General features: G+C 36.8%; 20 protein-coding genes, 19 tRNA genes and 3 rRNA genes. All 42 read left to right on the forward strand.

Going from position 1 to position 22,404, the window contains the following annotated elements:
* Position 1 precedes the first annotated feature (1 nt).
* The 42 genes from CS884_RS09445 to rplN all read left to right on the forward strand — a co-directional run bounded on the left by CS884_RS09445 (position 2) and on the right by rplN (position 22,395).
* Entirely contained in the window at positions 2-1,216 is a 1,215-nt protein-coding gene (locus tag CS884_RS09445) for an ABC transporter ATP-binding protein (RefSeq protein WP_099321588.1), read from the forward strand.
* Between the two features lie 520 nt (positions 1,217-1,736).
* Positions 1,737-3,264, forward strand: a 16S ribosomal RNA gene (locus CS884_RS09450).
* 106 nt (positions 3,265-3,370) lie between these two features.
* Positions 3,371-3,446 (forward strand) — tRNA-Ala (locus CS884_RS09455).
* Positions 3,447-3,615: 169 nt separating this feature from the next.
* Positions 3,616-6,774: ribosomal RNA gene (locus tag CS884_RS09460) — 23S ribosomal RNA — on the forward strand.
* Between the two features lie 35 nt (positions 6,775-6,809).
* Positions 6,810-6,926 (forward strand): 5S ribosomal RNA (gene rrf / locus CS884_RS09465).
* Together the 16S, 23S and 5S rRNA genes with 19 tRNA genes alongside form the textbook arrangement of a ribosomal RNA operon.
* 57 nt (positions 6,927-6,983) lie before the next feature.
* Positions 6,984-7,058, forward strand: a tRNA-Asn gene (locus CS884_RS09470).
* Between the two features lie 19 nt (positions 7,059-7,077).
* Positions 7,078-7,166, forward strand: a tRNA-Leu gene (locus CS884_RS09475).
* Between the two features lie 18 nt (positions 7,167-7,184).
* A tRNA-Met gene (locus CS884_RS09480) sits at positions 7,185-7,261 on the forward strand.
* Between the two features lie 233 nt (positions 7,262-7,494).
* Positions 7,495-7,569: transfer RNA gene (locus CS884_RS09485), tRNA-Glu, on the forward strand.
* Between the two features lie 4 nt (positions 7,570-7,573).
* Positions 7,574-7,649: transfer RNA gene (locus CS884_RS09490), tRNA-Val, on the forward strand.
* 54 nt (positions 7,650-7,703) lie between these two features.
* A tRNA-Asp gene (locus CS884_RS09495) sits at positions 7,704-7,780 on the forward strand.
* A 26-nt stretch (positions 7,781-7,806) separates the two neighbouring features.
* Positions 7,807-7,882, forward strand: a tRNA-Thr gene (locus CS884_RS09500).
* A 14-nt stretch (positions 7,883-7,896) separates the two neighbouring features.
* Positions 7,897-7,982 (forward strand) — tRNA-Tyr (locus CS884_RS09505).
* Positions 7,983-8,020: 38 nt separating this feature from the next.
* Positions 8,021-8,094, forward strand: a tRNA-Gly gene (locus CS884_RS09510).
* An 8-nt stretch (positions 8,095-8,102) separates the two neighbouring features.
* Positions 8,103-8,179 (forward strand) — tRNA-Arg (locus CS884_RS09515).
* Positions 8,180-8,246: 67 nt separating this feature from the next.
* Positions 8,247-8,322 (forward strand) — tRNA-Gln (locus CS884_RS09520).
* Between the two features lie 3 nt (positions 8,323-8,325).
* Positions 8,326-8,401: transfer RNA gene (locus CS884_RS09525), tRNA-Lys, on the forward strand.
* A 90-nt stretch (positions 8,402-8,491) separates the two neighbouring features.
* A tRNA-Ser gene (locus CS884_RS09530) sits at positions 8,492-8,581 on the forward strand.
* Between the two features lie 50 nt (positions 8,582-8,631).
* Positions 8,632-8,725 (forward strand) — tRNA-Ser (locus CS884_RS09535).
* A gap of 8 nt (positions 8,726-8,733) precedes the next feature.
* Positions 8,734-8,809, forward strand: a tRNA-Phe gene (locus CS884_RS09540).
* A 60-nt stretch (positions 8,810-8,869) separates the two neighbouring features.
* Positions 8,870-8,945: transfer RNA gene (locus CS884_RS09545), tRNA-Trp, on the forward strand.
* Between the two features lie 19 nt (positions 8,946-8,964).
* Positions 8,965-9,041 (forward strand) — tRNA-Ile (locus CS884_RS09550).
* A 38-nt stretch (positions 9,042-9,079) separates the two neighbouring features.
* Positions 9,080-9,156 (forward strand) — tRNA-Ile (locus CS884_RS09555).
* A gap of 943 nt (positions 9,157-10,099) precedes the next feature.
* Positions 10,100-11,014 (forward strand): DMT family transporter, encoded by a 915-nt coding sequence (locus tag CS884_RS09560; RefSeq protein WP_099321589.1) that lies wholly within the window; start codon positions 10,100-10,102, stop codon positions 11,012-11,014.
* 62 nt (positions 11,015-11,076) lie between these two features.
* A complete protein-coding gene (locus CS884_RS09565; RefSeq protein WP_099321590.1) occupies positions 11,077-11,484 on the forward strand; it encodes an ATP cone domain-containing protein in 408 nt (135 codons plus the stop codon).
* A 17-nt stretch (positions 11,485-11,501) separates the two neighbouring features.
* Entirely contained in the window at positions 11,502-11,984 is a 483-nt protein-coding gene (gene rlmH / locus CS884_RS09570; RefSeq protein ID WP_099321591.1) for a 23S rRNA (pseudouridine(1915)-N(3))-methyltransferase RlmH, read from the forward strand.
* 92 nt (positions 11,985-12,076) lie between these two features.
* The gene (locus CS884_RS09575; protein WP_099321592.1) at positions 12,077-12,763 is read left to right on the forward strand and encodes a response regulator transcription factor; all 687 of its coding nucleotides are present in this window, start codon (positions 12,077-12,079) and stop codon (positions 12,761-12,763) included.
* A 52-nt stretch (positions 12,764-12,815) separates the two neighbouring features.
* Positions 12,816-13,703, forward strand: a complete 888-nt coding sequence (locus tag CS884_RS09580) for a HAMP domain-containing sensor histidine kinase (protein WP_143434423.1) — start codon at positions 12,816-12,818, stop codon at positions 13,701-13,703.
* A gap of 96 nt (positions 13,704-13,799) precedes the next feature.
* Positions 13,800-14,558 (forward strand): ABC transporter ATP-binding protein, encoded by a 759-nt coding sequence (locus CS884_RS09585; RefSeq protein ID WP_099321594.1) that lies wholly within the window; start codon positions 13,800-13,802, stop codon positions 14,556-14,558.
* Positions 14,555-16,522 carry an FtsX-like permease family protein gene (locus CS884_RS09590; protein ID WP_099321595.1) on the forward strand — a complete coding sequence of 656 codons (1,968 nt, stop codon included), beginning with the start codon at positions 14,555-14,557 and terminating at the stop codon, positions 16,520-16,522. The genes CS884_RS09585 and CS884_RS09590 overlap by 4 nt, the downstream gene beginning before the upstream one ends.
* A gap of 382 nt (positions 16,523-16,904) precedes the next feature.
* A complete protein-coding gene (gene rpsJ, locus CS884_RS09595; RefSeq protein ID WP_099321596.1) occupies positions 16,905-17,216 on the forward strand; it encodes a 30S ribosomal protein S10 in 312 nt (103 codons plus the stop codon).
* Between the two features lie 56 nt (positions 17,217-17,272).
* Positions 17,273-17,908 carry a 50S ribosomal protein L3 gene (rplC, locus tag CS884_RS09600; RefSeq protein ID WP_099321597.1) on the forward strand — a complete coding sequence of 212 codons (636 nt, stop codon included), beginning with the start codon at positions 17,273-17,275 and terminating at the stop codon, positions 17,906-17,908.
* Positions 17,909-17,918: 10 nt separating this feature from the next.
* On the forward strand, positions 17,919-18,542 hold the full coding sequence (gene rplD, locus CS884_RS09605; RefSeq protein WP_099321598.1) for a 50S ribosomal protein L4: 624 nt from the start codon (positions 17,919-17,921) through the stop codon (positions 18,540-18,542).
* Positions 18,542-18,835, forward strand: a complete 294-nt coding sequence (gene rplW / locus CS884_RS09610) for a 50S ribosomal protein L23 (RefSeq protein ID WP_099321599.1) — start codon at positions 18,542-18,544, stop codon at positions 18,833-18,835. The genes rplD and rplW overlap by 1 nt, the downstream gene beginning before the upstream one ends.
* 11 nt (positions 18,836-18,846) lie before the next feature.
* On the forward strand, positions 18,847-19,680 hold the full coding sequence (gene rplB, locus CS884_RS09615) for a 50S ribosomal protein L2 (RefSeq protein WP_099321600.1): 834 nt from the start codon (positions 18,847-18,849) through the stop codon (positions 19,678-19,680).
* Positions 19,681-19,689: 9 nt separating this feature from the next.
* Positions 19,690-19,977 carry a 30S ribosomal protein S19 gene (rpsS, locus tag CS884_RS09620; protein WP_099321601.1) on the forward strand — a complete coding sequence of 96 codons (288 nt, stop codon included), beginning with the start codon at positions 19,690-19,692 and terminating at the stop codon, positions 19,975-19,977.
* A 9-nt stretch (positions 19,978-19,986) separates the two neighbouring features.
* The gene (rplV, locus tag CS884_RS09625) at positions 19,987-20,325 is read left to right on the forward strand and encodes a 50S ribosomal protein L22 (protein WP_099321602.1); all 339 of its coding nucleotides are present in this window, start codon (positions 19,987-19,989) and stop codon (positions 20,323-20,325) included.
* A gap of 9 nt (positions 20,326-20,334) precedes the next feature.
* A complete protein-coding gene (rpsC, locus tag CS884_RS09630; RefSeq protein ID WP_099321603.1) occupies positions 20,335-21,081 on the forward strand; it encodes a 30S ribosomal protein S3 in 747 nt (248 codons plus the stop codon).
* A gap of 24 nt (positions 21,082-21,105) precedes the next feature.
* Positions 21,106-21,534 carry a 50S ribosomal protein L16 gene (gene rplP, locus CS884_RS09635; RefSeq protein WP_099321604.1) on the forward strand — a complete coding sequence of 143 codons (429 nt, stop codon included), beginning with the start codon at positions 21,106-21,108 and terminating at the stop codon, positions 21,532-21,534.
* Positions 21,535-21,536: 2 nt separating this feature from the next.
* Positions 21,537-21,743, forward strand: a complete 207-nt coding sequence (gene rpmC / locus CS884_RS09640) for a 50S ribosomal protein L29 (RefSeq protein ID WP_099321605.1) — start codon at positions 21,537-21,539, stop codon at positions 21,741-21,743.
* Positions 21,744-21,748: 5 nt separating this feature from the next.
* Positions 21,749-22,009 carry a 30S ribosomal protein S17 gene (gene rpsQ / locus CS884_RS09645; protein ID WP_099321606.1) on the forward strand — a complete coding sequence of 87 codons (261 nt, stop codon included), beginning with the start codon at positions 21,749-21,751 and terminating at the stop codon, positions 22,007-22,009.
* A 17-nt stretch (positions 22,010-22,026) separates the two neighbouring features.
* Positions 22,027-22,395 (forward strand): 50S ribosomal protein L14, encoded by a 369-nt coding sequence (gene rplN, locus CS884_RS09650; RefSeq protein WP_099321607.1) that lies wholly within the window; start codon positions 22,027-22,029, stop codon positions 22,393-22,395.
* Positions 22,396-22,404: the final 9 nt, after the last annotated feature.

Here is a 22,404-nt window from a genome sequence, read left to right on the forward strand (position 1 = left end):
AATGGCAAAAGTAAAATTAGAAGGCATATATAAAATTTATGAAAATGGATTTGAAGGTGCGAAAGATATAAATCTTGAAATAAATGATAAAGAATTTGTAGTATTAGTAGGCCCTTCAGGTTGCGGAAAATCAACCACACTTAGGATGATAGCAGGACTTGAGTCAATATCAAAAGGAGATTTTTATATTGACGATGTAAGAATGAACAATATCTCCCCTAAAGATAGGGACATAGCAATGGTATTTCAATCCTACGCCTTATATCCACACATGACAATTAGAGAAAACATAGGTTTTGCACTAAAAATGCAAAAAGTAGATAAAAAAACCATCGAGGAAAAAGTAAATGAAATAGCAAAAACTTTAAAACTAGAAGAACTTCTGGATAGAAAACCAGCACAATTATCAGGAGGCCAAAGGCAAAGAGTTGCCCTAGGTCGTGCTATGGTTAGAAATCCAAAAGTATTTTTGCTAGATGAACCATTATCAAATCTCGACGCAAAGCTAAGAGTAGAGATGAGATCAGAAATAGTAAGGCTTCACAAAAAACTAGCCACGACATTTATCTATGTAACCCACGATCAAATTGAAGCTATGACAATGGGAGATAGGATCGCAGTCTTAAATCAAGGAGAGCTAGTACAATTTGATAGCCCCCTAAATCTTTATTACCATCCTAAAAATAGATTCATAGCTGAATTTATAGGATCGCCAAAAATGAACGTAATAGAAACAAATCTACACAGAGATGGTTCAAATTACTATGTAGATATATTTGGACAAAGATTAGCTCTACCAATATCAAAAACAAAAGATCTTTTAAGATATACAAATCAAAACAACAAAATTTTATTTGGAGTAAGAAGCGAAGAATTTTCCTATAAGGCAAACTCCAACATAAAAGTAAAATTTGACAATGTAGAATATATGGGTTCAGATACCTACGGTTACTTGCTAAAAGAAAACAATGAAATAATAGTAATGCGTTTTGATTCATCTGCCCCAATAAGGTCAAACATTGAAATTCCAATAGGAATTAACATGGAAAACACCTATATATTTGATTGTCAAACAGAAGAATGTATATCATTTCCAAAAAAAGCTAGTGGCCTAAGCAACTTATCAATAGAAAATTTATCATTAAAAGAAGAACTTGTAAAAAGCGATAAATCAAAAATAACCATAGAAACAAAAGAATACCAAAAAGTAAATTAATATACTTTAGCAAATAGACCTAGCTAAGATAAAGAGATTAGTTAGGTCTATTTTTTTGAAAAAATAAAACTCCAAAATGTTCTTTATAAGGCAAAATAAAATATTTGACAAAAAGAGAAAAATATAGTAATATAATTAGCACCACTTTAGAAATTATCGACAAAAGCAATTTGACAAATTTCTTAAAGTAGGGTATTATATATCAATACCACACCTGCTAAAAGGTAAATTTTCTAGCAAAAGCTTAAAAATATTAAAAAAATATTTGACAAGCTAAAATAAAGATGGTATTATATATCTTGTCGTTAACAAGCGACACAAGAACCGGATAAGAAAACTTATCCAATAAATTAAATAGTAATTAAACAAAAATCAATTAATTTGAGTAACCTTATAGACAAAAACAAATTGTCTAAAAAATGATTTCAATCTATGATAAATGGATGGATAAACTTAAATCACGCATTGATTAAATCAGTGTAAATGAATTAAGAGCTTGAATCAAAAGCTCTCATATAATTTTCATGAGAGTTTGATCCTGGCTCAGGATAAACGCTGGCGGCGTGCATAACACATGCAAGTCGAACGATGAAACTCATTTGATTTCTTCGGAATGAAAATAAGTGGATTAGTGGCGAACGGGTGAGTAACACGTGAGTAACCTGCCTTAGAGATGGGGATAGCCTTAGGAAACTGAGAATAATACCCAATAACATAAAGCCATCGCATGATAGCCTTATCAAAGAATCTCGCTCTAAGATGGACTTGCGTCTGATTAGCTAGTTGGTAAGATAAAAGCCTACCAAGGCAACGATCAGTAGCCGGCTTGAGAGAGTGTACGGCCACATTGGGACTGAGACACGGCCCAGACTCCTACGGGAGGCAGCAGTGGGGAATTTTGCACAATGGGGGAAACCCTGATGCAGCGACGCCGCGTGATTTAGAAGGCCTTCGGGTTGTAAAAATCTTTTGTATAGGAAGAAAATGACAGTACTATACGAATAAGGTCCGGCTAAATACGTGCCAGCAGCCGCGGTAATACGTATGGACCGAGCGTTATCCGGAATCATTGGGCGTAAAGGGTACGTAGGCGGTTAAATAAGTTAGAAGTGAAATCCCATAGCTCAACTATAGTAAGCTTCTAAAACTGTATAACTTGAGAAATGAAAGGGAAAGTGGAATTCCTAGTGTAGCGGTGAAATGCGCAGATATTAGGAGGAATACCGGTGGCGAAGGCGACTTTCTGGTCATATTCTGACGCTGAGGTACGAAAGCGTGGGTAGCAAACAGGATTAGATACCCTGGTAGTCCACGCCGTAAACGATGAGTGTTAGGTGTCTGGAGTAAATCTGGGTGCCGCAGCTAACGCAATAAACACTCCGCCTGGGGAGTACGCACGCAAGTGTGAAACTCAAAGGAATTGACGGGGACCCGCACAAGCAGCGGAGCATGTGGTTTAATTCGAAGCAACGCGAAAAACCTTACCAAGTCTTGACATAATACGGAGGGGATTAGAGATAGTTCCTTACTTCTTTCGGAAGGCTGTATTACAGGTGGTGCATGGTTGTCGTCAGCTCGTGTCGTGAGATGTTGGGTTAAGTCCCATAACGAGCGCAACCCTTATAGCTAGTTACCATCATTAAGTTGGGGACTCTAGCAATACTGCCGGTGACAAACCGGAGGAAGGTGGGGATGACGTCAAATCATCATGCCCTATATGACTTGGGCTACACACGTGCTACAATGGCAGGAACAGAGAGCAGCGAAATTGCAAAATCAAGCGAACCTCAAAAAGCCTGTCCCAGTTCGGATTGATCTCTGCAACTCGAGATCATGAAGTTGGAGTTGCTAGTAATCGCGAATCAGCATGTCGCGGTGAATGCGTTCCCGGGTCTTGTACACACCGCCCGTCACACCATGGGAGTTGGCAATACCCGAAGCCTGTGAGCAAACCGTAAGGAATGCAGCAGTCGAAGGTAGGGTCAGTAACTGGGGTGAAGTCGTAACAAGGTAGCCGTATCGGAAGGTGCGGCTGGATCACCTCCTTTCTAAGGATTGAGAAGTCGACAAGTCGACTTCTCAACAGAGAGAAAACTAGAAAAACTAGAAAAGTAACTCAAAATTAGAAAAGAAAAATAATCATTGATATTACATGGGGGTATAGCTCAGCTGGGAGAGCACCTGCCTTGCACGCAGGGGGTCAAGAGTTCGAATCTCTTTACCTCCACCATGATGACCTATTCCAATTTTGCAAAGCAAAATTGATGGAAGATCAGACGTCGCTGCGAATCAAAGTTGCAAGCAACTTTGTCAGCAAGCCGACGAGTCTGGCTAAAGATAGAGTCATTAAATCGAACCACTCAGCAATGAGACAAAACTAAATAGCAAACAATATTTCCAGTCAAGAAAGAAAGGGCTCAAGGTGGATGCCTTGGCACATGAAGGCGAAGAAGGACGTAAGTGAACGAAAACTAGGGTAAGCTCACAACAAGCACCAACCCCTAGGTCTCCGAATGGGGAAACCCGTCTAATGAAGAATTAGACATCATAAGATAAACACATAGTCTTATGAAGCCAGACCCTGCGAACTGAAACATCTAAGTAGCAGGAGGAAAAGAAAGAAAACTCGATTTTCCAAGTAGCGGCGAGCGAAAAGAAAACAGCCCAACCCAATAAGAAATATGTTTTTTAGTCAAATCATTTGGGAAAATGAACCAAAGAAAGTGAAAGTCTTGTAGACAAAAGAAAACAAATTTTTGGGGGCAAGTAGCAGTGAACACGAGGAATTTGCTGTGAAGATAGGGGGCCCATCCCCTAAGGCTAAATACTAACATGTGACCGATAGTGAACAAGTACCGTGAGGGAAAGGTGAAAAGAACCCCGCAAGGGGAGTGAAATAGAACCTGAAACCTTAAGCCTACAAGCAGACAGAGATCAAAAGATTGATGTCGTACCTTTTGTAGAATGGGCCAGCGAGTTATCATAGCAAGCAAGATTAAGCATTTAAGATGCGAAGTCCAAGCGAAAGCGAGTCTTAACAGGGCGAAAGTTTACTATGATAGACCCGAAACCGGGTGATCTAGCCATGGTCAGAGTGAAGGTGAAGTAAAATTCACTGGAGGCTCGAACCGGGTGCGGTTTAAAACGCATCGGATGAACTGTGGCTAGGGGCGAAAAACCAAACGAACCCGGAGATAGCTGGTTCTCCTCGAAATAGCTTTAGGGCTAGCCTATGATCAAAGATTTAAGGAGGTAGAGCACTGAATGGCCTAGGGCGGTTAACGTACCAAAGCCTATCAAACTCCGAATGCCAAAAAATCAAATCATGGAGTCAGACTTAGAGGGATAAGCTCCTAAGTCGAAAGGGAAACAGCCCAGACCGACAGCTAAGGTCCCAAAATCTGGATTAAGTGGAAAAGGATGTGAACCTACTAAGACAACCAGGACGTTGGCTTAGAAGCAGCCATACATTTAAAGAATGCGTAATAGCTCACTGGTCAAGTGGGTTTGCGCCGAAAATAAACGGGGCTAAAATCCAGTACCGAAGCTTCGGATTGATAGAGAATTTAAATCTATCTCATAAAAAGGAAACCATAAAAAAAGGCAAAAGAAAACTTAACTAGGAAATATAAAAAAACAATCAAGATAAACGAGTAACAAATCAAATTACGTAAATAAAAAAAAAAGTAAGTTGTAAATTACTATCGTCGGCACTCTGACAAATCGAAGATTTGAAACAGTGCGACGTCTGACCTACCAACCAAAACAAGTTTTGGGGTTAGGTCATGAAATTATCACCGAAACAGACATACAAAAGTATGAACCTGGTAAAAGTATTCAAAAACCTAAAAAAGTGGTTACTTATGAATAGATTTAAACTCTCTATCAGTGGTAGAGGAGCATTGTATAAGCGAAGAAGCCAAAGTGAAAACAAAAGTGGAGCCTATACAAGAGAGAATGCTGGCATGAGTAGCGAGAAGGAGAGTGAGAATCTCTCCCGTCGAAACCCTAAGGACTCCTGAGCAAGGCTCGTCCCCTCAGGGAAAGTCGGGACCTAAGGCAAGGCCGAAAGGCGTAGCCGATGGACAACAGGTTTAAAATCCTGTACCGCTTAAAGTCGTTAAAGAGACGTGATGACGCAAGAGGACACACTAGCTGCCTGATGGAAGGCAGTCTAAACACAAAGGCTTTTCAGTAGGCAAATCCGCTGATCAGCAGCCAATGTGCGATAGGCATCGAAAACACAAGTAGAGAAATAGTTAAATTCAAATTGCCAAGAAAAGTCACTATCAAGACCAAAGCGCCCGTACCAAAACCGACACAGGTAGGGAGGTAGAGAATACCAAGACGCGCGGAAGAACCTTTGTTAAGGAACTCGGCAAAATATCCCCGTAAGTTCGCGAGAAGGGGAGCCAGAGCGATCTGGCCACAGAAACCAGGCCCAAGCGACTGTTTACCAAAAACACAAGTTTCTGCAAAATCGCAAGATGAAGTATAGGAGCTGACACCTGCCCGGTGCTGGAAGGTTAAGGGGAAGGCTTAGAGCAATCGAAGGCCAGAACTTAAGCCCCAGTAAACGGCGGCCGTAACTATAACGGTCCTAAGGTAGCGAAATTCCTTGTCGGGTAAGTTCCGACCCGCACGAAAGGTGTAACGATTTGGGCACTGTCTCAACAAAGGATCCGGTGAAATTGTAGTAGTCGTGAAGATGCGACTTACCCACGCTAGGACGGAAAGACCCCGTGGAGCTTTACTGTAGGCTGATATTGGATTTTGAGATTAGACGTACAGGATAGTTGGGAGACTATGAAACCTGCACGCCAGTGTAGGCGAAGTCATCCTTGGGATACCAACCCTCTAATATCAAAATTCTAACAATGACCCATGAAGCTGGGCATTGGACATTGTCAGTTGGGCAGTTTGACTGGGGCGGTCGCCTCCCAAAAAGTAACGGAGGCGTTCAAAGGTTCGCTCAGAATGGACGGAAACCATTCGAAGAGTACAAAGGCACAAGCGAGCTTAACTGCGAGATAGACAAATCAAGCAGAGTAGAAATACGGACTTAGTGATCCGGTGGTTCCGAATGGAAGGGCCATCGCTCAACGGATAAAAGCTACCCCGGGGATAACAGGCTTATCTCCCCCAAGAGTCCACATCGACGGGGAGGTTTGGCACCTCGATGTCGGCTCGTCTCATCCTGGGGCTGAAGTAGGTCCCAAGGGTTGGGCTGTTCGCCCATTAAAGAGGCACGCGAGCTGGGTTCAGAACGTCGTGAGACAGTTCGGTCCCTATCCAGCGTGGGCGTAAGAAATTTGCGAGGAGCTGTCCCTAGTACGAGAGGACCGGGATGGACATACCACTGGTGCACCAGTTGTTTCGCCAGAAGCATAGCTGGGTAGCTAAGTATGGAATTGATAAGTACTGAAAGCATCTAAGTACGAAGCAACCCTCAAGATAAGATTTCTCAAAGAAGGTAAAGAAAATACCTTAGATAGGTCCAAGGTGTAAGTACAGTAATGTATTAAGCTAAAGGATACTAACCATTAAAACTTGACTGGAAATATTGGTTGCTATTTAGAAGGTTTAAAAAAAATATAGTGGCGATAGCGCTGGGGATACACCTGTAACCATACCGAACACAGAAGTTAAGCCCAACAACGCCGATGGTACTCGGAGGGAAGCCTCCCGGTAGAGTAGGACGCTGCTAAACATTTAAAAACTACTAGCCAATAGGCTAGTAGAAAATTAAATGAACACAAAAAAATATGCTTAGGTAGCTCAATGGTGGAGCACCCGGCTGTTAACCGGTAGGTTGTGGGTTCGAGTCCCACCCTGAGCGCCAATTATTTAATGTTATACGTGCCGGGGTGGCGGAACTGGCAGACGCACAGGACTTAAAATCCTGCGATGGTCAAACATCGTACCGGTTCGATTCCGGTCCTCGGCACCAAATTTTCTGTTAAATTATCGCGGGATAGAGCAGTTTGGTAGCTCGTCGGGCTCATAACCCGGAGGTCGTTGGTTCAAATCCAGCTCCCGCAACCATTATTAAAAAAAACTTGCATAGTAATTTTTTATATGTTATAATAGTTTTTGTCATTTGACATGGCTCTATGGTCAAGTGGTTTTTGATCCTAACCCGATTTATGAAATAAATCGATGGTAGGTCAAATGTCGCGAAATAGAAATCTCTGATTTCGTTATGGAGTCGACTAAGACACTTGCAACTTTGTTGCAATTTATAATTAATAAATGTTTTTAGATTTTATATTTTTTGAGGCCCTATGGTCAAGCGGTTAAGACACCACCCTTTCACGGTGGTATCCCGGGTTCAAATCCCGGTAGGGTCACCATTATGGAAGTATAGCTCAGTTGGGAGAGCATCTGCCTTACAAGCAGGGGGTCACAGGTTCGAGCCCTGTTACTTCCACCAATTAAATATTTGATGTTTATTTAAAAAGTATTTTTAAGTTTTAAATAGCTTTATGGCTCGGTAGTTCAGCTGGTTAGAATGCCGCCCTGTCACGGCGGAGGTCGTGGGTTCGATCCCCATCCGAGTCGCCATTTGGATTGCAATAGTGATCCAATATGCTGATGTAGCTCAATTGGCAGAGCAATTGATTTGTAATCAATAGGTTGTAGGTTCAAGTCCTATCATCAGCTCCAATAATTTAATATTTGGGGATGTTCCAGAGTTGGCCAAATGGGACGGACTGTAAATCCGTTAGCTTTGCTTTCAGTGGTTCGAATCCGCTCATCCCCACCAAATAAAGTTATTTATTGCATGTTTTCTATTTTGAGTATGCGGGTGTAGCTCAGTGGTAGAGCCCCAGCCTTCCAAGCTGGTTGCGAGGGTTCGATTCCCTTCACCCGCTCCATAAAATATGCGCCTGTAGCTCAGCTGGATAGAGCAACGGACTTCTAATCCGTGTGCCGGGGGTTCGATTCCTCCCAGGCGCGCCAATAATAATTGTTAATAGGATTTGCAAGATGACCTATATCTTGTATAATATCTTTGTATGTTTTATATTGGGATATAGCCAAGTCGGTAAGGCACCAGACTTTGACTCTGGTATGCGTAGGTTCGAGTCCTGCTATCCCAGCCATATGATCCATTAGCTCAGTCGGTAGAGCACCTGACTTTTAATCAGGGTGTCCGGAGTTCGAATCTCCGATGGGTCACCATTTAAGATAAGCCTATTTCACACGAGATAGGCTCATCTATTATCAGAAAGCATTTATCTTTTTGCCATTTGAATACTTTTATAAATATTTGGAGAGGTACCGAAGCGGTCATAACGGGGCGGTCTTGAAAACCGTTAGAGTCATTGGCTCACAAGGGTTCGAATCCCTTCCTCTCCGCCAGATAGAGCTTATTTTTTAATGCTTAATAATATAAATAGTTTATTAATTTTGGAGAAGTACTCAAGTGGCTGAAGAGGCTCCCCTGCTAAGGGAGTAGATCCTTTCAAAAGGGATGCGAGGGTTCAAATCCCTCCTTCTCCGCCATAATTTTTGCCCAGATAGCTCAGTCGGTAGAGCAGAGGACTGAAAATCCTCGTGTCGGTGGTTCGATTCCGCCTCTGGGCACCATTAATAAAGGTTAGGTTAATCATAATCCGTGAGGTTAGGTTATTTACCATAGATAATCCTAGGGGAGTAGTTCAGCTGGCAGAACGTCGGTCTCCAAAACCGGATGTCGCGGGTTCAAATCCTGTCTCCCCTGCCAATTTAATATTTTATTTTATGGACCTGTAGCTCAGGTGGTTAGAGCGCACGCCTGATAAGCGTGAGGTCGGTAGTTCGAGTCTACTCAGGTCCACCATAATGTTTATGAATATTTTAAGATTAATGTTATATTGTGGGCCTCTAGCTCAGTCGGTTAGAGCGCCCGGCTCATAACCGGTAGGTCCAGGGTTCGAGTCCCTGGAGGCCCACCAGATTCGCACCATCTTTGATGGTGCTTTTCTTTTTATATAATGAACGGTACATATTTACGAACCGGTTATGAGCCTTTCGGCTCTTAACAGTTCTCTGGGTTCACTTCGTTCACCTCAGAGATTTCAGATGCAAGCATCTGAAACCGCACAGCGGACTAGGTCCAGGGTTCGAGTCCCTTAAGGGCCACCAGATTCGCACCATCTTTGATGGTGCTTTTCTTTTTATATAATGATCGGTACATATTTACGAACCGGTTATGAGCCTTTCGGCTCTTAACAGTTCTCTGGGTTCACTTCGTTCACCTCAGAGATTTCAGATGCAAGCATCTGAAACCGCACAGCGGACTAGGTCCAGGATTCGAGTCCCTTAAGGCCCACCAGATTCGCACCATCTTTGATGGTGCTTTTCTTTTTATATAATGATCGGTACATATTTACGAACCGGTTATGAGCCTTTCGGCTCTTAACAGTTCTCTGGGTTCACTTCGTTCACCTTAGAGATTTCAGATGCAAGCATCTGAAACCGCACAGCGGACTAGGTCCAGGGTTCGAGTCCCTGGAGGCCCACCAGATTCGCACCATCTTTGATGGTGCTTTTCTTTTTATATAATGATCGGTACATATTTACGAACCGGTTATGAGCCTTTCGGCTCTTAACAGTTCTCTGGGTTCACTTCGTTCACCTCAGAGATTTCAGATGCAAGCATCTGAAACCGCACAGCGGACTAGGTCCAGAGTTCGAGTTTCTAAAGACCCACAAGATTCGCACCATCTTTTACGGTGCTTTTCTTTTATCTAATTTTCAATGGAAATTTCCAGTATTATGATTTCCCTATTTTATTAATGTATTATCATTATTTTACTCAAGACTTATTTTAATAATTACCTTTTATTTACAGATTGTGTTATTATATTAAGGTAATTATTTTTTGTGGAGGATATTTTGAAAAATCATGATCAAAGATCTATAAAGCTTGGTATCTTAGCTGCTATTTCTTGTGAAGCTATTTTTGGTTTATCTTATATTTTTACTAAGCAAGCCACCCAATCTACTAGCGAGTTTTCTCTTTTAGCTTTTAGGTTTTTTGTTGCCTTTGTTGTTATGAGTATCTTAGTGGTTATTAAAGTTGTGAAAATAAATTTTAAGGGCAAGAGCATTTTACCACTTATAATTTTGGGAATTATTGATCCTTGTTGTTATTTTATTGGTGAAACTATCGGAATAGCTAATTCTACTGCTTCTGAAAGTGGTATTTTTCTAGCTTGTATTCCTGTTGCTTCTTTGACTGCCTCTACTATCTTTTTAAAGGAAAAACCAAGTAAAACTCAAATTTCTGGTATTCTTGTAACTTTAGTTGGTGTTATGATAACAGTTTTTGCAGTAAGCACTGATTCTAGTTTTTCATTAAAAGGTTATTTATTTTTGCTTATTGCCGTAGCTGCCTATTCTATGTATAGTGTTACTGTTTCTAAGCTTAGTGATTTTACAAGCGTTGAAATCACATATGCAATGATAACTTGCGGTTGCATTTTCTTTCTTATACTTGCCCTAGCTGAGGCAATTAACAATGGAAATCTATCTTCTACCTTGGCTTTGGCTATAAGTGATAAAAATTTGATAAAAGCCATTTTATTTCAAGGAATAGGTTGCTCAGTTTTTGCATTTTTCTTATCAAATTTTGCGATAGCAAATATTGGCGTAAATAAGACTTCTTCTTTTATTGGGATATCTACTGTTGTTTCAGTTCTAGCAGGAGTATCCTTGTTAGGGGAAAAGCTTACAATTTCTCAACTTATAGGTGGAATAATTATTGTAGCTGGTGTTTACTTAGCAAATGCTAGCTTTAAAGAATCTTAAAAAAATCAATCATAACAATAAATTGGGTATATTTATAAAAAGATATAGAAAAGAGGCAAAAAATGCGTGAACTTACTCAATTAATTATAGACTATTTCAATGATAAAAATTACGATATTACAGACGTACTAAAGGAAACTGAAAATTTGCAAATGGATGTGGTTTCAGAATTTTTATATAGTATTTACGATAAAAATATGTATGTAATAAAAAGATCTGGAAATTTGGAAGAATTTTCTGAAGATAAGATCCTTAGATCTATTAAGGATGCAGCAAAGTCTAAAGACCAATACTTAAACACTTCCGACTTAAACAATATTATGGAAGATGTAAGAAATAGTATGAAAGCTTATCAAAGAAAGGTTTTTAAAACTTCTGAAATAAAAGAAATGGTAAAAAAAGCCTTGAACAATGAAGGCTTTAGCAAGATTTACGATTCTTATGTTTCATACATACAGTTAATTGGATAACATTATTTAAGTTAAAAATGAAAATAAAAATTATTGGAGTAGGCAAAATCAAAGAAAAATTCTTCAAAGCTGCTATAGACGAGTATCTAAAAAGAATGAAAGCTTATAATGATGTTGAAATCATGGAAGTGACTGATGAACCTGCAGCTGAAAATTTAAGCCAGAAAGAAATTGAAAAAGTCAAAGAAATAGAAGGAGAAAGAATTTTAGCAAAAATAAACGATGATGATTATCTTATAAGTCTAGAAATTTTGGGTAAGCAAATGGCAAGTGAGGAATTTGCCGAATTTATACAAAATGAAATGCTAGAAGGCTTTGGCAGAAATTTAGTTTTTGTCATAGGTGGTTCAAACGGGCTAAGCAAAGCTGTTAGCCAAAGAGCAAATTACAAATTGTCATTTTCAAAAATGACTTTCCCTCACCAGCTGATGAGAGTTATTTTGCTTGAGCAAATTTACAGAGCCTTTAGGATAATCAACAATCACCCATACCATAAATAAAATTTAAAATTAGTAAAATATCTTTCTGATTATATAATAATTAGGAGGATTTTTTAATTTTACGATTAACTTTTTAATAAGAAGAGGTGAATATGAAAGAATTTCGTATTTTTATTATAGAAGATGATGAAGTTATTTTTAAAGCTATAAAAAAATATTTAGAAAGTTGGAATTTTATTGTATCGGGAGTCAAAGATTTTGAAAATGTTTTTGACGAATTTATAAATTTCAAGGCGGACTTACTTTTGATAGATATTTCATTGCCGTTTTTTAATGGTTATCATTGGTGTGAGAAAATAAGGTCGGTTTCTAAAATTCCCATTATATTTATTTCCTCAGCAAGCATAAATCTTAACAAGATTATGGCAATGAATATGGGAGCTGACGATTATATAACCAAACCTTTTGATCTGGATTTGCTAGTTGCAAAAATAAAGGCACTATTAAGAAGAACTTACGAGTATGTTGAAGTTTATGATAATTTGATATATCAAGATTTATCCCTTGATAGGGAAAAAATGACCTTAAAATTTAATGAATATGAAATAGCACTTAGCAAAAATGAGTTTATGATATTGGAAATGATGTTTAAAAGTCCTAGAAAAGTTTTTAAAAGGGAAGAATTTATGGATAAGATATGGCAAACTGACGAATTTATAGATGATAATACTCTAACGGTTAACATTATGAGGCTAAGAAAAAAACTTGAAGAAATTGGCTTAAGAAATTTAATCAAAACAAAAAAGAAAGTGGGCTATTATCTTGAAAGATCTGAGTAGATTTATAAGGCTAAAAAAGCTAGAACTAATTGTCTTTGGAATTTTTGTTTTTTTGCTTGTATTTTCAAAAAATTTGGGAATAGATTACAAATATCTTTTATATATTTGTCTAATTTCTTGTTTTATTTTTCTAATTTATATGGTTTTATCTTACAATAATTATAAAAACACAAAAGAGAAGTTACTTGATTGGATAAATGACCCTAGCAAAAATCCGCCAGAGTTTATTAAAAATTCTGAAGTATATGATTTATTAAACAAGGAGTTTTCTGAAAAAGTGGAACTTTCCAATGATTATTCAAAAAAAATTGAAGATTTCAAAGATTATATGACAATGTGGACCCATCAGATAAAAACCCCCTTGTTTTCTTTAAATCTGATATTAGATGATTATCCAATCGATATTCATCAAGCTAAGGCTGAAATTTTTGAAATTGAAGAATATATGCAAACACTTTTATCATATTTTAGATTAGAATCTAAAACAACTGATTATGTCTTTGAAAACCTGAGTTTAGATGAAATAATTAGAACATCTATCAAGAAATATTCCAAAGTTTTTATTTTAAGAAAGAACAAAATTAATTTTAAAGAAACGAATGTGAAAATAACTACAGATAAAAAATGGTTTGGTTTTCTTCTTGATCAAATATTTTCAAATGCCAATAAATACACAAAAAATGGAGAAATTTCTATCTTTCTTAAAGAAAGTGAACTTGTGATAAAAGATACTGGCATTGGTATTAGAAAAGAAGATCTAAAAAGAGTTTTTGAAAAATCATATACAGGTTATAATGGCAGGATTTACCAGAAATCCACAGGATTGGGTCTTAATATGGTAAAGACTATCTGTGAAAAATTAACTATTGATGTTTATATAAAATCAGAAGTCAATATTGGAACTGAAGTAATATTGGATCTAAAGAGAACGCTAAACTAACAAATTGTCACTTAAATTGTGAAATTGTTATTTTAATGCAAGGATTTTTATTTCTTTCTATTTTATAATAAAGGAAGAATAAGAAAGGAAGATTTTATGTTACTAGAAGTTTCAAATTTAGATAAAATTTACAAAAGCAGGTTTTCGGCTAATAATGTCCATGCCTTAAATGGAATAAGCTTTAGAGTTGAACAGGGCGAATTTATTGCAATTATGGGAGAGTCGGGTTCTGGGAAAACTACACTTTTAAACCTTTTAGCCTTACTTGACAAGCCTACAAATGGAACTATAAAACTTGAAGGCAAAGAATTATCAACAATTAAAGATTCTGAGATCTCAAAATTTAGACGAGAACACTTGGGCTTTGTTTTTCAAGATTTTAACCTCTTAGATACTCTTACATTAAAAGAAAATATTCTTTTACCGCTGATACTTGCAGAAGATGATTCAAAAAGTTTTGATGAGAAGCTTCTGTCCGTAGCCAAGCCCCTAAGGATAGATGAGCTTTTAAACAAATATCCTTATGAAGTTTCTGGTGGTCAAAAGCAAAGATGTGCCGTTGCAAGAGCCCTTATAATCAACCCCAAATTGCTACTTACTGATGAACCAACAGGTGCTCTGGACTCTAATTCTTCTAGAGAATTGATGGAAGTTTTCAAAGAACTAAATGAAAATGGCCAAACTGTAATAATGGTAACCCATTCCATCCAAGCAGCTTCAGGAGCAAGGAGGGTTCTATTCATAAAAGACGGCAAGATCTTCCACGAACTTTATAACTCTGGTTTTTCTGACTATGAGATGAGCCAGAAGATAGCCGACACCATGCAAATGCTCCAAAGAGGTGATATAAGATGAATTCCCTCTACCATAGACTAGCCATTGATGGGATAAGAAGACACAAGAGACTTTACTATCCCTTTGTTGGAACTACAGTGTTTTTTATAGTTCTAATAAATATATGTATATCCATAAGTGGCGATCCATTGATGACAAACTTTTTTGGATCAACTACAATTACAATGCTTATGAATTTGGGATCCATCATTTTACTGATCTTTGCCCTTATTACTTTGCTTACTAATTACAAATTTATCCAAAAAAACAAGGCTGAAGAATCTGCCCTTTATTTAACCTTGGGTATGGAAAAAAAGCATTTAATTAAGATTTACATTTATGAACTAGTAAATTTATACTTAAGATCAATCCTTATAGGAACGCTTATTTCAGCTGTCATATACAAATTGGTATTTGCTGGATTTATAAGATTAATGAATTTGAAATTGAATGTTTTGGATAGTGGAATCCTACCAGTATTAGAACCACTAATTCTCACAGCATTAATTTTTCTGGGGATTTTCATCCTATTACTAGCAGATCAAACTCTTAAAATGAGAAACTTTACCCCTATGTCTTTTAGATATGAATCAAAGGCTGGACAAAAGGCTCCAAAATATCCCCTAGCTATGGGAATATTTGGTATTTTGTGTATAGGTGCAGGATATTATATAAGCCTAACAACCGAAAATCCTCTCCAGGCCTTAAAGACATTTTTCTTAGCAGTTCTTCTTGTAATAATAGGAACTTATGCGGCCTTTACGGTAATTGTTTCTGGGATTTTGAAACTTTTACAAAAGAGAAAAAGCTTCTATTACAAAAAGGAAAACTTTACAGCAGTGTCTGGACTTATATATAGGGTTAAAAATAGTGCCAATACTTTAGCGAGCATAGCTATATTGTCAACTATGGTAATTGTAGTACTAACTTCTGGATTTTCCTTATATTTTGGCATAAGCGAAATAGAAGATAATCTATTACCAAGTGATTACAGTATGTCTTTTCCAGAAAGAGATAATGATATTTCCTACTATGAAAATTTACTAGCCACTATTCTAAAAGAAAATAATAAACATGGAAATATGTACTCATATAAAAGTAATTACTTAGCTGTAAGCAGAGATGGAACAAAGATTAAACATCTGGACTATGAACCTAGCTTTGCTTGGGATGAAGATATAGATGGCATTCATACATTTTTGGATGAAAAATCCACCTATGATTTTGGAGATTATGATGCAATATTATTTGCCAAAGATGAGCAGACTGACATTACAAAAATTGGAGATATGAACCTTAAAGTCAAGAAAGAAAACAGAAATAATTATCCTATAAATTTTTCCATAAAAGATATATCACTGAATAAAAAAGATATGCTAGTTTTTAAGGATCCAGACAAATTCGACAAAGTTAAAGAGCTTCTAGCTTTGGATGATAGCGCTGGTTATGGAGCCTTATGTAATATTAACTTTGATATAGATGATCCATACGATCCAGAATTGGTCGAGATTATTCATGATGAACTGATAAATGAATTTGACGACAGCTTTTTTAGCATTAATGATGATATTAAAGCTAGGAAAGATTTTACAGCTATTTATGGAGGAATATTTTTTGTAGGAATTATTCTTGGTTTGGGTTTTTTAGTATCTACAGTTCTAGCAATATATTATAAACAATTATCAGAAGGCTTAGATGATAAAGCGAGATTTAAAACTATGAGACAACTGGGAATGACAGATACAGAAGCTAAAAAATCTATATCTAAACAGATGGGCTTAGTTTTTTTCCTACCACTAATCTTTGCCTTTGTCCACTCCTTATTTGCAATACCAATAATTACTAAATTCTTGGCATTATTAAGTCTGTCAAACATAAGTCTATACATGATATGCTTAGTTTCAGTATTTGCCTTTTATATAATATTTTATTTAATTACTTTTAAGCTAACAGAAAAAACTTACAATAAGTTAGTTTTAGAATAATTTAAGCCTAAGTAAATTTAAAAAAGGAATTTAGAAAAAAATTACACTATACCAATAACCTACATTAGTGTTTATAAAAAAATTTTTAGAGTAAGCTAAAATCATATATTCTATTAAATATAAAATAACTTCACAAAAAGAGCTGTAATGGCTCTTTTTTTATATATCTTCATTTTTTAAAAAAATATATATAAAATAAAAAAAATCACTTGAAAAGCAAGCTTCTTTGTTGTATTATATATAAGTGCTTTGAAGCAAAATGTTGCTTGAATCCTAGGCCAAGGATCAAGGGAACTTTTGCCTAGCAAGCTTAGAGATCATTCTAAGTGATTTCCAAATTATATCAAACGCCCGGATGGGTGGTAAAGAAAGAGAGAGGAAAATGGCTAACAAACAAAAAATCAGAATTAGACTAAGAGCTTACGATCACGAAGTTATCGATAGCTCAGCAGAGAAAATCGTAGAAGCGGTTAAAAGAAGCGGAGCAGAAGTATCTGGACCAATTCCACTTCCAACAGAAGTAGAAAAGATTACAATCTTAAGAGCAGTCCACAAATACAAAGACTCTAGAGAACAGTTTGAACAAAGAACTCATAAAAGATTAATCGATATCATTAGTCCAAATGCTAAAACACTTGATGCACTTAAGAAATTAAACTTACCTGCAGGTGTTGATATCGAAATTAAGTTATAATAACTGTAATTAGAATGATTGATAGTTCAATCCGCTGTAATTAAGGAGGTACTCAAATGAAGAGTATATTTACAACAAAAGTAGGCATGACTCAAGTCATCGATGAAGACGGAGTTATAACTCCTGTCACTGTTCTAAAAGCTGATGAAAATGTAGTTGTACAAGTAAAAACTGAAGAAGTTGATGGTTACAACGCAGCTCAAATTGGCTATATGGACAAGAAAGAAAAGAATGTCAGAAAACCTCAAAGAGGACATTTTGACAAAGCAGGCGCATCTTATAAGAGATATTTAAGAGAAGTAAACTTTGGAAATGACCAAGTTGACCTAGCTGTTGGCGATAAAGTCAACGTTGATATCTTTGAAGAAGGCGAAATCGTAGATGTAGTTGCAATAAGCAAGGGCAAGGGAACTCAAGGTGCCATCAAAAGATGGAACTATGGTAGAGGTCCACAAGCTCACGGTTCAAAATCTCACAGAGTAGCCGGTGCTCGTGCAGCAGGATCAGATCCAGCTAGAGTATTCAAAGGTAGAAAAGGCTCAGGAAAAATGGGAAATGAAAGAGTAACTATTCAAAACTTAAAAGTAGTTAAAGTTAGTAGTGAAGATTCTTACATCCTAGTTAAAGGTGCGGTTCCAGGACCTAAAGGTGGCCTTGTTGAAGTAAAACAAGCCGTAAAGGGTCAAAACTAAGGAGGAAGCAATGCCTAAAGTTAACGTATTAAATATAAAAGGAGAAAATGTTGGTGAATTAGAGCTAAATGAAACTCTATTTGCAACAAAAATAAGCGAACACACAGTTTATGAAGTTGTAAAAAACCAACTAGCTAATAAAAGACAAGGTACACAATCTGCTAAAACACGTGCAGAAGTTCGTGGTGGTGGACGTAAACCATTTAGACAAAAAGGAACAGGTAGAGCACGTCAAGGTTCTATAAGAGCTCCTCACTATACAGGCGGTGGTGTTGTATTTGCACCAAAACCACGTGATTATAGCTACAGTGTTCCAAAGAAACTTAGACGTAAGGCACTTTATTCAGTTCTTACATCAAAAGTTAATGATAATGAATTAGTAGTTTTAGACGAATTAAAATTAGACACATTTAAAACAAAAGCTGCAGCAGAAATCTTAAACAACATTGATGCTGGTAAAAAAGCTTACATTGTTACAGCTGAAAATGATCAAGTAATTTATAGATCATTTAGAAACATCGAAGGTGTTGGTGTAAGTGCTGCAAACCTAATAAATGTATATGATCTATTAAGACATAACAAGTTAGTAATTACAAAAGATGCAATTGCTAAGCTTGAGGAGGTATTTATCTAATGAAATCACCTTATGAAATAATAAAAAGACCAATAATAACAGAAAAATCCATGGGATTGCTAGATGAAAATAAATACACTTTTGAAGTAGACAAAAATGCCAACAAACCAGAAATCAAAGCAGCAATCGAAGCTATTTTTGACGGAGTTAAAGTTAAAAAAGTTAGAACAATGAACTACAGAGGCAAAAAAGTAAGAACACGTTTTGGTTATGGTAAAAGAGCAGATTGGAAAAAGGCTATCGTAACATTAACAAGTGATAGTGCTGAAATCGAATACTTCGAAGGTCTATAAGGAGGATTTAAATGCCTATAAGAAAATTAAAACCAACCTCAAACGGCCATAGAAATATGTCTGTTTCAACATTCGAAGAAATAACAACAAACAAACCAGAAAAATCTCTTACAGTTGATCTAAAAAGCAAAGGTGGACGTAACAACACTGGAAGAACCACAGTAAGATTTAGAGGTGGCGGAGTAAAAAGAAAATATAGGATAATTGACTTTAAAAGAGATAAAGATGGTATCCCTGCAAGAGTTAAAACTATAGAATACGATCCAAACAGATCTGCAAACATTGCTCTACTAGCTTACAAAGATGGAGAAAAAAGATATATCTTAGCTCCAAAAGGACTAAATGTTGGAGATGAGATTTTATCAGGAGAACATGCTGATATCAAACCAGGAAATGCTCTAGAACTAAAAGATATACCAGTAGGTACAACAGTTCACAACATCGAATTAAGAGCAGGCCAAGGCGCACTACTAGTAAGAAGTGCAGGAGTTGGAGCACAACTAATGGCTAAAGAAGGCAAATTTGCAACCCTTAGACTTCCATCTGGTGAAACAAGATTAATCCATCTAAATTGCAAAGCAACAATAGGAACAGTTGGAAATCAAGAACACGAACTTATTAGACTAGGAAAAGCTGGAAAATCTAGATATCTAGGAAGAAGACCTCATGTAAGAGGATCAGCAATGAACCCAGTAGACCATCCACATGGTGGTGGTGAAGGTAGAACACCAGTAGGTCGTCCTGCACCAATGACACCTTGGGGTCAAAAAGCAATCGGTCTTAAAACACGTAATAACAAAAAAGCTTCTACTCAATATATAGTAAGAAGAAGAAACGAGAAATAGGGGGATATAATGGCTAGATCAATAAAAAAAGGACCATTTGTCGATGATCATTTAATGAAAAAAATTGAAGAATTAAATGAAAAAAATGAGAAAAAAGTTATAAGAACATGGTCAAGACGTTCTACAATATTCCCTGAATTTGTAGAACACACAATAGCAGTTCATGATGGTAGAAAGCACGTTCCAATATATATCACAGAAGATATGGTAGGACATAAACTTGGTGAATTCGTACCAACAAGAACCTTCAGAGGCCACGCTAAAAAGGCAACTGAAATGAAAAGCAAAATGCGTTAGGAGATAAAAATGGAAGTAAAAGCAGAAGCTAAATATCAAAGAATATCTCCTCTAAAAGTTAACTATATAGCAAAAGAAATCAGAGGTAAGCAAGTAGATGAAGCACTAAACATCCTAAAGTTTACAAACAAAAAAGGTGCAAAATTACTATTTGATGTACTAAAAAGCGCTATTGCAAATGCTGAAAACAACAATAATCTAAACAGAGAAAACTTATATGTTAAAAAAGCATACGCAAATGATGCTCCAACAATGAAAAGATGGAGACCAAAAGCTAAAGGTGCAGCTTATCCAATACTTAAGAGAAGTAGCCACATTGGTGTACTAATCGAAAATATAGAAGACTAGGAGGAAATAATGGGCCAAAAGGTAAACCCAAAAGGATATAGAGTTGGAGTTATCAAAGACTGGGATAGCAAGTGGTTTGCTGACAAAAAAGACTTCTCAGATCTTTTGGTAGAAGATTACAATATCAGAAAATTAATAAAAAAAGAACTTTATGATGCAGGTATTGCTGATGTAGAAATCGAAAGAGCAGTAAACAATCTAAAGATAACAATCTTTGCTGGAAAACCAGGAATGGTAATAGGCAAAGGTGGAGCAGGAATTGAAGAATTAAAGAAAAAAATCGAAAAAGTTGCTCCAGGCAAAAGAACAATCATAAATGTTGAAGAAATAAAATACCAAGACCTCAACGCTCAACTAGTTGCAGAAAATATTGCATCTGCGTTAGAAAACAGGGTGGCATTTAGACGTGCTATGAAACAACCTATCCAACGTACAATGAGAGCAGGAGCAAAAGGTATAAAAACAATGGTAAGTGGCCGTCTAGGTGGAGCTGATATGGCAAGAAGCGAAGGATATTCCGAAGGAACAATTCCACTTCAAACACTAAGAGCTGACATCGATTATGGATTTGCAGAAGCTGATACAGAATATGGTAAAATCGGCTGCAAAGTTTGGATATACAAAGGTGAAATTCTTCCAGGAGAAAAAGCTGTACGTGAACCAAAAATGAAAACACCTGCAAACAGCAAAAATAGAAAAAGAAGAAATAATAATAGACGTCCTAGCAGAAAAGCAAATGAAAATACTAGCAAATAGTATTTGTATAAGGAGAGATAACTTATGTTAATGCCTAAAAGAGTTAAATATCGTAGACAACATAGAGGCAGAATGAAAGGTAAGGCTCAAAAGGGAAATCAATTAGCTTATGGTGAATATGGTTTACAATCCCTTGAAGCTTGCTGGATGACAGCAAACCAAATAGAAGCTGCCCGTCGTGCGATGACAAGATATATAAAAAGAGGTGGTAACATCTGGATTAAAGTATTCCCAGATAAACCAGTATCTAAAAAACCTGCAGAAGTTAGAATGGGTTCTGGTAAAGGTGCCCCAGAATATTGGGTAGCAGTAGTAAAACCAGGCCGTGTACTATTTGAGATGAGTGGAGTAAGCGAAGAAATAGCAAGAGAAGCAATGAGACTTGCAGCACAAAAACTTCCAGTAAAAACAAAATTCATCAAAAGACTTGAAGTGACAGGTACGGAGGAATAAAAATGAAAGCAAAAGAAATCAGAAGTTTATCAGATCAAGATTTAGATAAAAAATTATTTGATTTACAAGGTGAGCTTTTCAATCTTCGTTTCAGACTTGCAACTGGCCAATTAGAAAATCCATCTGAAATTGGAAATGTCAAAAAAGACATCGCAAGAGTTAAGACAATTCAAACTGAAAGAAAGCTTAATATAAATAGGGAGGCTTAAATTTCATGGAAAGAAACAGTAGAAGAGTAGAACGTGGTGTCGTAGTAAGTGATGCGATGGATAAAACTATAACAGTTTTAGTAGAAGAAAAAATTTCACACCCAGTTTACAAAAAAAGAATCAATAGAAGTAAGAAATACAAGGCTCATGATGAAAATAATGAGGCTAAAGTTGGCGATACAGTAGTAATAATGGAAACTCGTCCTCTATCAAAAACAAAAAGATGGAGACTGGTAAGAATTGCCGAAACTGCTGAAATTATTTAATATTTAAGGAGATTATAATGATACAACAAGAAACTCGCATGAGAGTAGCAGATAACTCCGGAGCACGTGAATTATTAGTAATCAAAGTTCTTGGCGGAACAGGCATAAGATACGCAAACATTGGTGATGTAGTTGTTTGCTCTGTAAAAAGTGCAACACCCGGCGGAGCGGTAAAAAAAGGCGATATAGTAAAAGCTGTAATAGTAAGAAGCAAAAGAGGCTTAAAAAGAGTTGACGGATCAAAAATCAACTTTGACGAAAATGCAGCAGTAATCGTTAAAGATGACAAAACTCCTGTAGGAACACGTATATTTGGACCAGTTACAAGAGAACTAAGAAGAGAAGGATTTATGAGAATAATATCCCTTGCTCCAGAAGTTTTATAGGAGGAATCC

It is taken from the genome of Anaerococcus sp. Marseille-P3625 (genome assembly GCF_900232825.1).
GTDB lineage: Bacteria > Bacillota > Clostridia > Tissierellales > Peptoniphilaceae > Anaerococcus.

Coding starts and splice junctions, on each gene's coding strand:
- CS884_RS09445 (WP_099321588.1), top strand. CDS start 2: ATGGCAAAAGTAAAATTAGAAGGCATATATAAAATTTATGAAAATGGA.
- CS884_RS09565 (WP_099321590.1), top strand. CDS start 11,077: ATGCGTGAACTTACTCAATTAATTATAGACTATTTCAATGATAAAAAT.
- rlmH (WP_099321591.1), top strand. CDS start 11,502: ATGAAAATAAAAATTATTGGAGTAGGCAAAATCAAAGAAAAATTCTTC.
- CS884_RS09575 (WP_099321592.1), top strand. CDS start 12,077: ATGAAAGAATTTCGTATTTTTATTATAGAAGATGATGAAGTTATTTTT.
- CS884_RS09585 (WP_099321594.1), top strand. CDS start 13,800: ATGTTACTAGAAGTTTCAAATTTAGATAAAATTTACAAAAGCAGGTTT.
- CS884_RS09590 (WP_099321595.1), top strand. CDS start 14,555: ATGAATTCCCTCTACCATAGACTAGCCATTGATGGGATAAGAAGACAC.
- rpsJ (WP_099321596.1), top strand. CDS start 16,905: ATGGCTAACAAACAAAAAATCAGAATTAGACTAAGAGCTTACGATCAC.
- rplC (WP_099321597.1), top strand. CDS start 17,273: ATGAAGAGTATATTTACAACAAAAGTAGGCATGACTCAAGTCATCGAT.
- rplD (WP_099321598.1), top strand. CDS start 17,919: ATGCCTAAAGTTAACGTATTAAATATAAAAGGAGAAAATGTTGGTGAA.
- rplW (WP_099321599.1), top strand. CDS start 18,542: ATGAAATCACCTTATGAAATAATAAAAAGACCAATAATAACAGAAAAA.
- rplB (WP_099321600.1), top strand. CDS start 18,847: ATGCCTATAAGAAAATTAAAACCAACCTCAAACGGCCATAGAAATATG.
- rpsS (WP_099321601.1), top strand. CDS start 19,690: ATGGCTAGATCAATAAAAAAAGGACCATTTGTCGATGATCATTTAATG.
- rplV (WP_099321602.1), top strand. CDS start 19,987: ATGGAAGTAAAAGCAGAAGCTAAATATCAAAGAATATCTCCTCTAAAA.
- rpsC (WP_099321603.1), top strand. CDS start 20,335: ATGGGCCAAAAGGTAAACCCAAAAGGATATAGAGTTGGAGTTATCAAA.
- rplP (WP_099321604.1), top strand. CDS start 21,106: ATGTTAATGCCTAAAAGAGTTAAATATCGTAGACAACATAGAGGCAGA.
- rpmC (WP_099321605.1), top strand. CDS start 21,537: ATGAAAGCAAAAGAAATCAGAAGTTTATCAGATCAAGATTTAGATAAA.
- rpsQ (WP_099321606.1), top strand. CDS start 21,749: ATGGAAAGAAACAGTAGAAGAGTAGAACGTGGTGTCGTAGTAAGTGAT.
- rplN (WP_099321607.1), top strand. CDS start 22,027: ATGATACAACAAGAAACTCGCATGAGAGTAGCAGATAACTCCGGAGCA.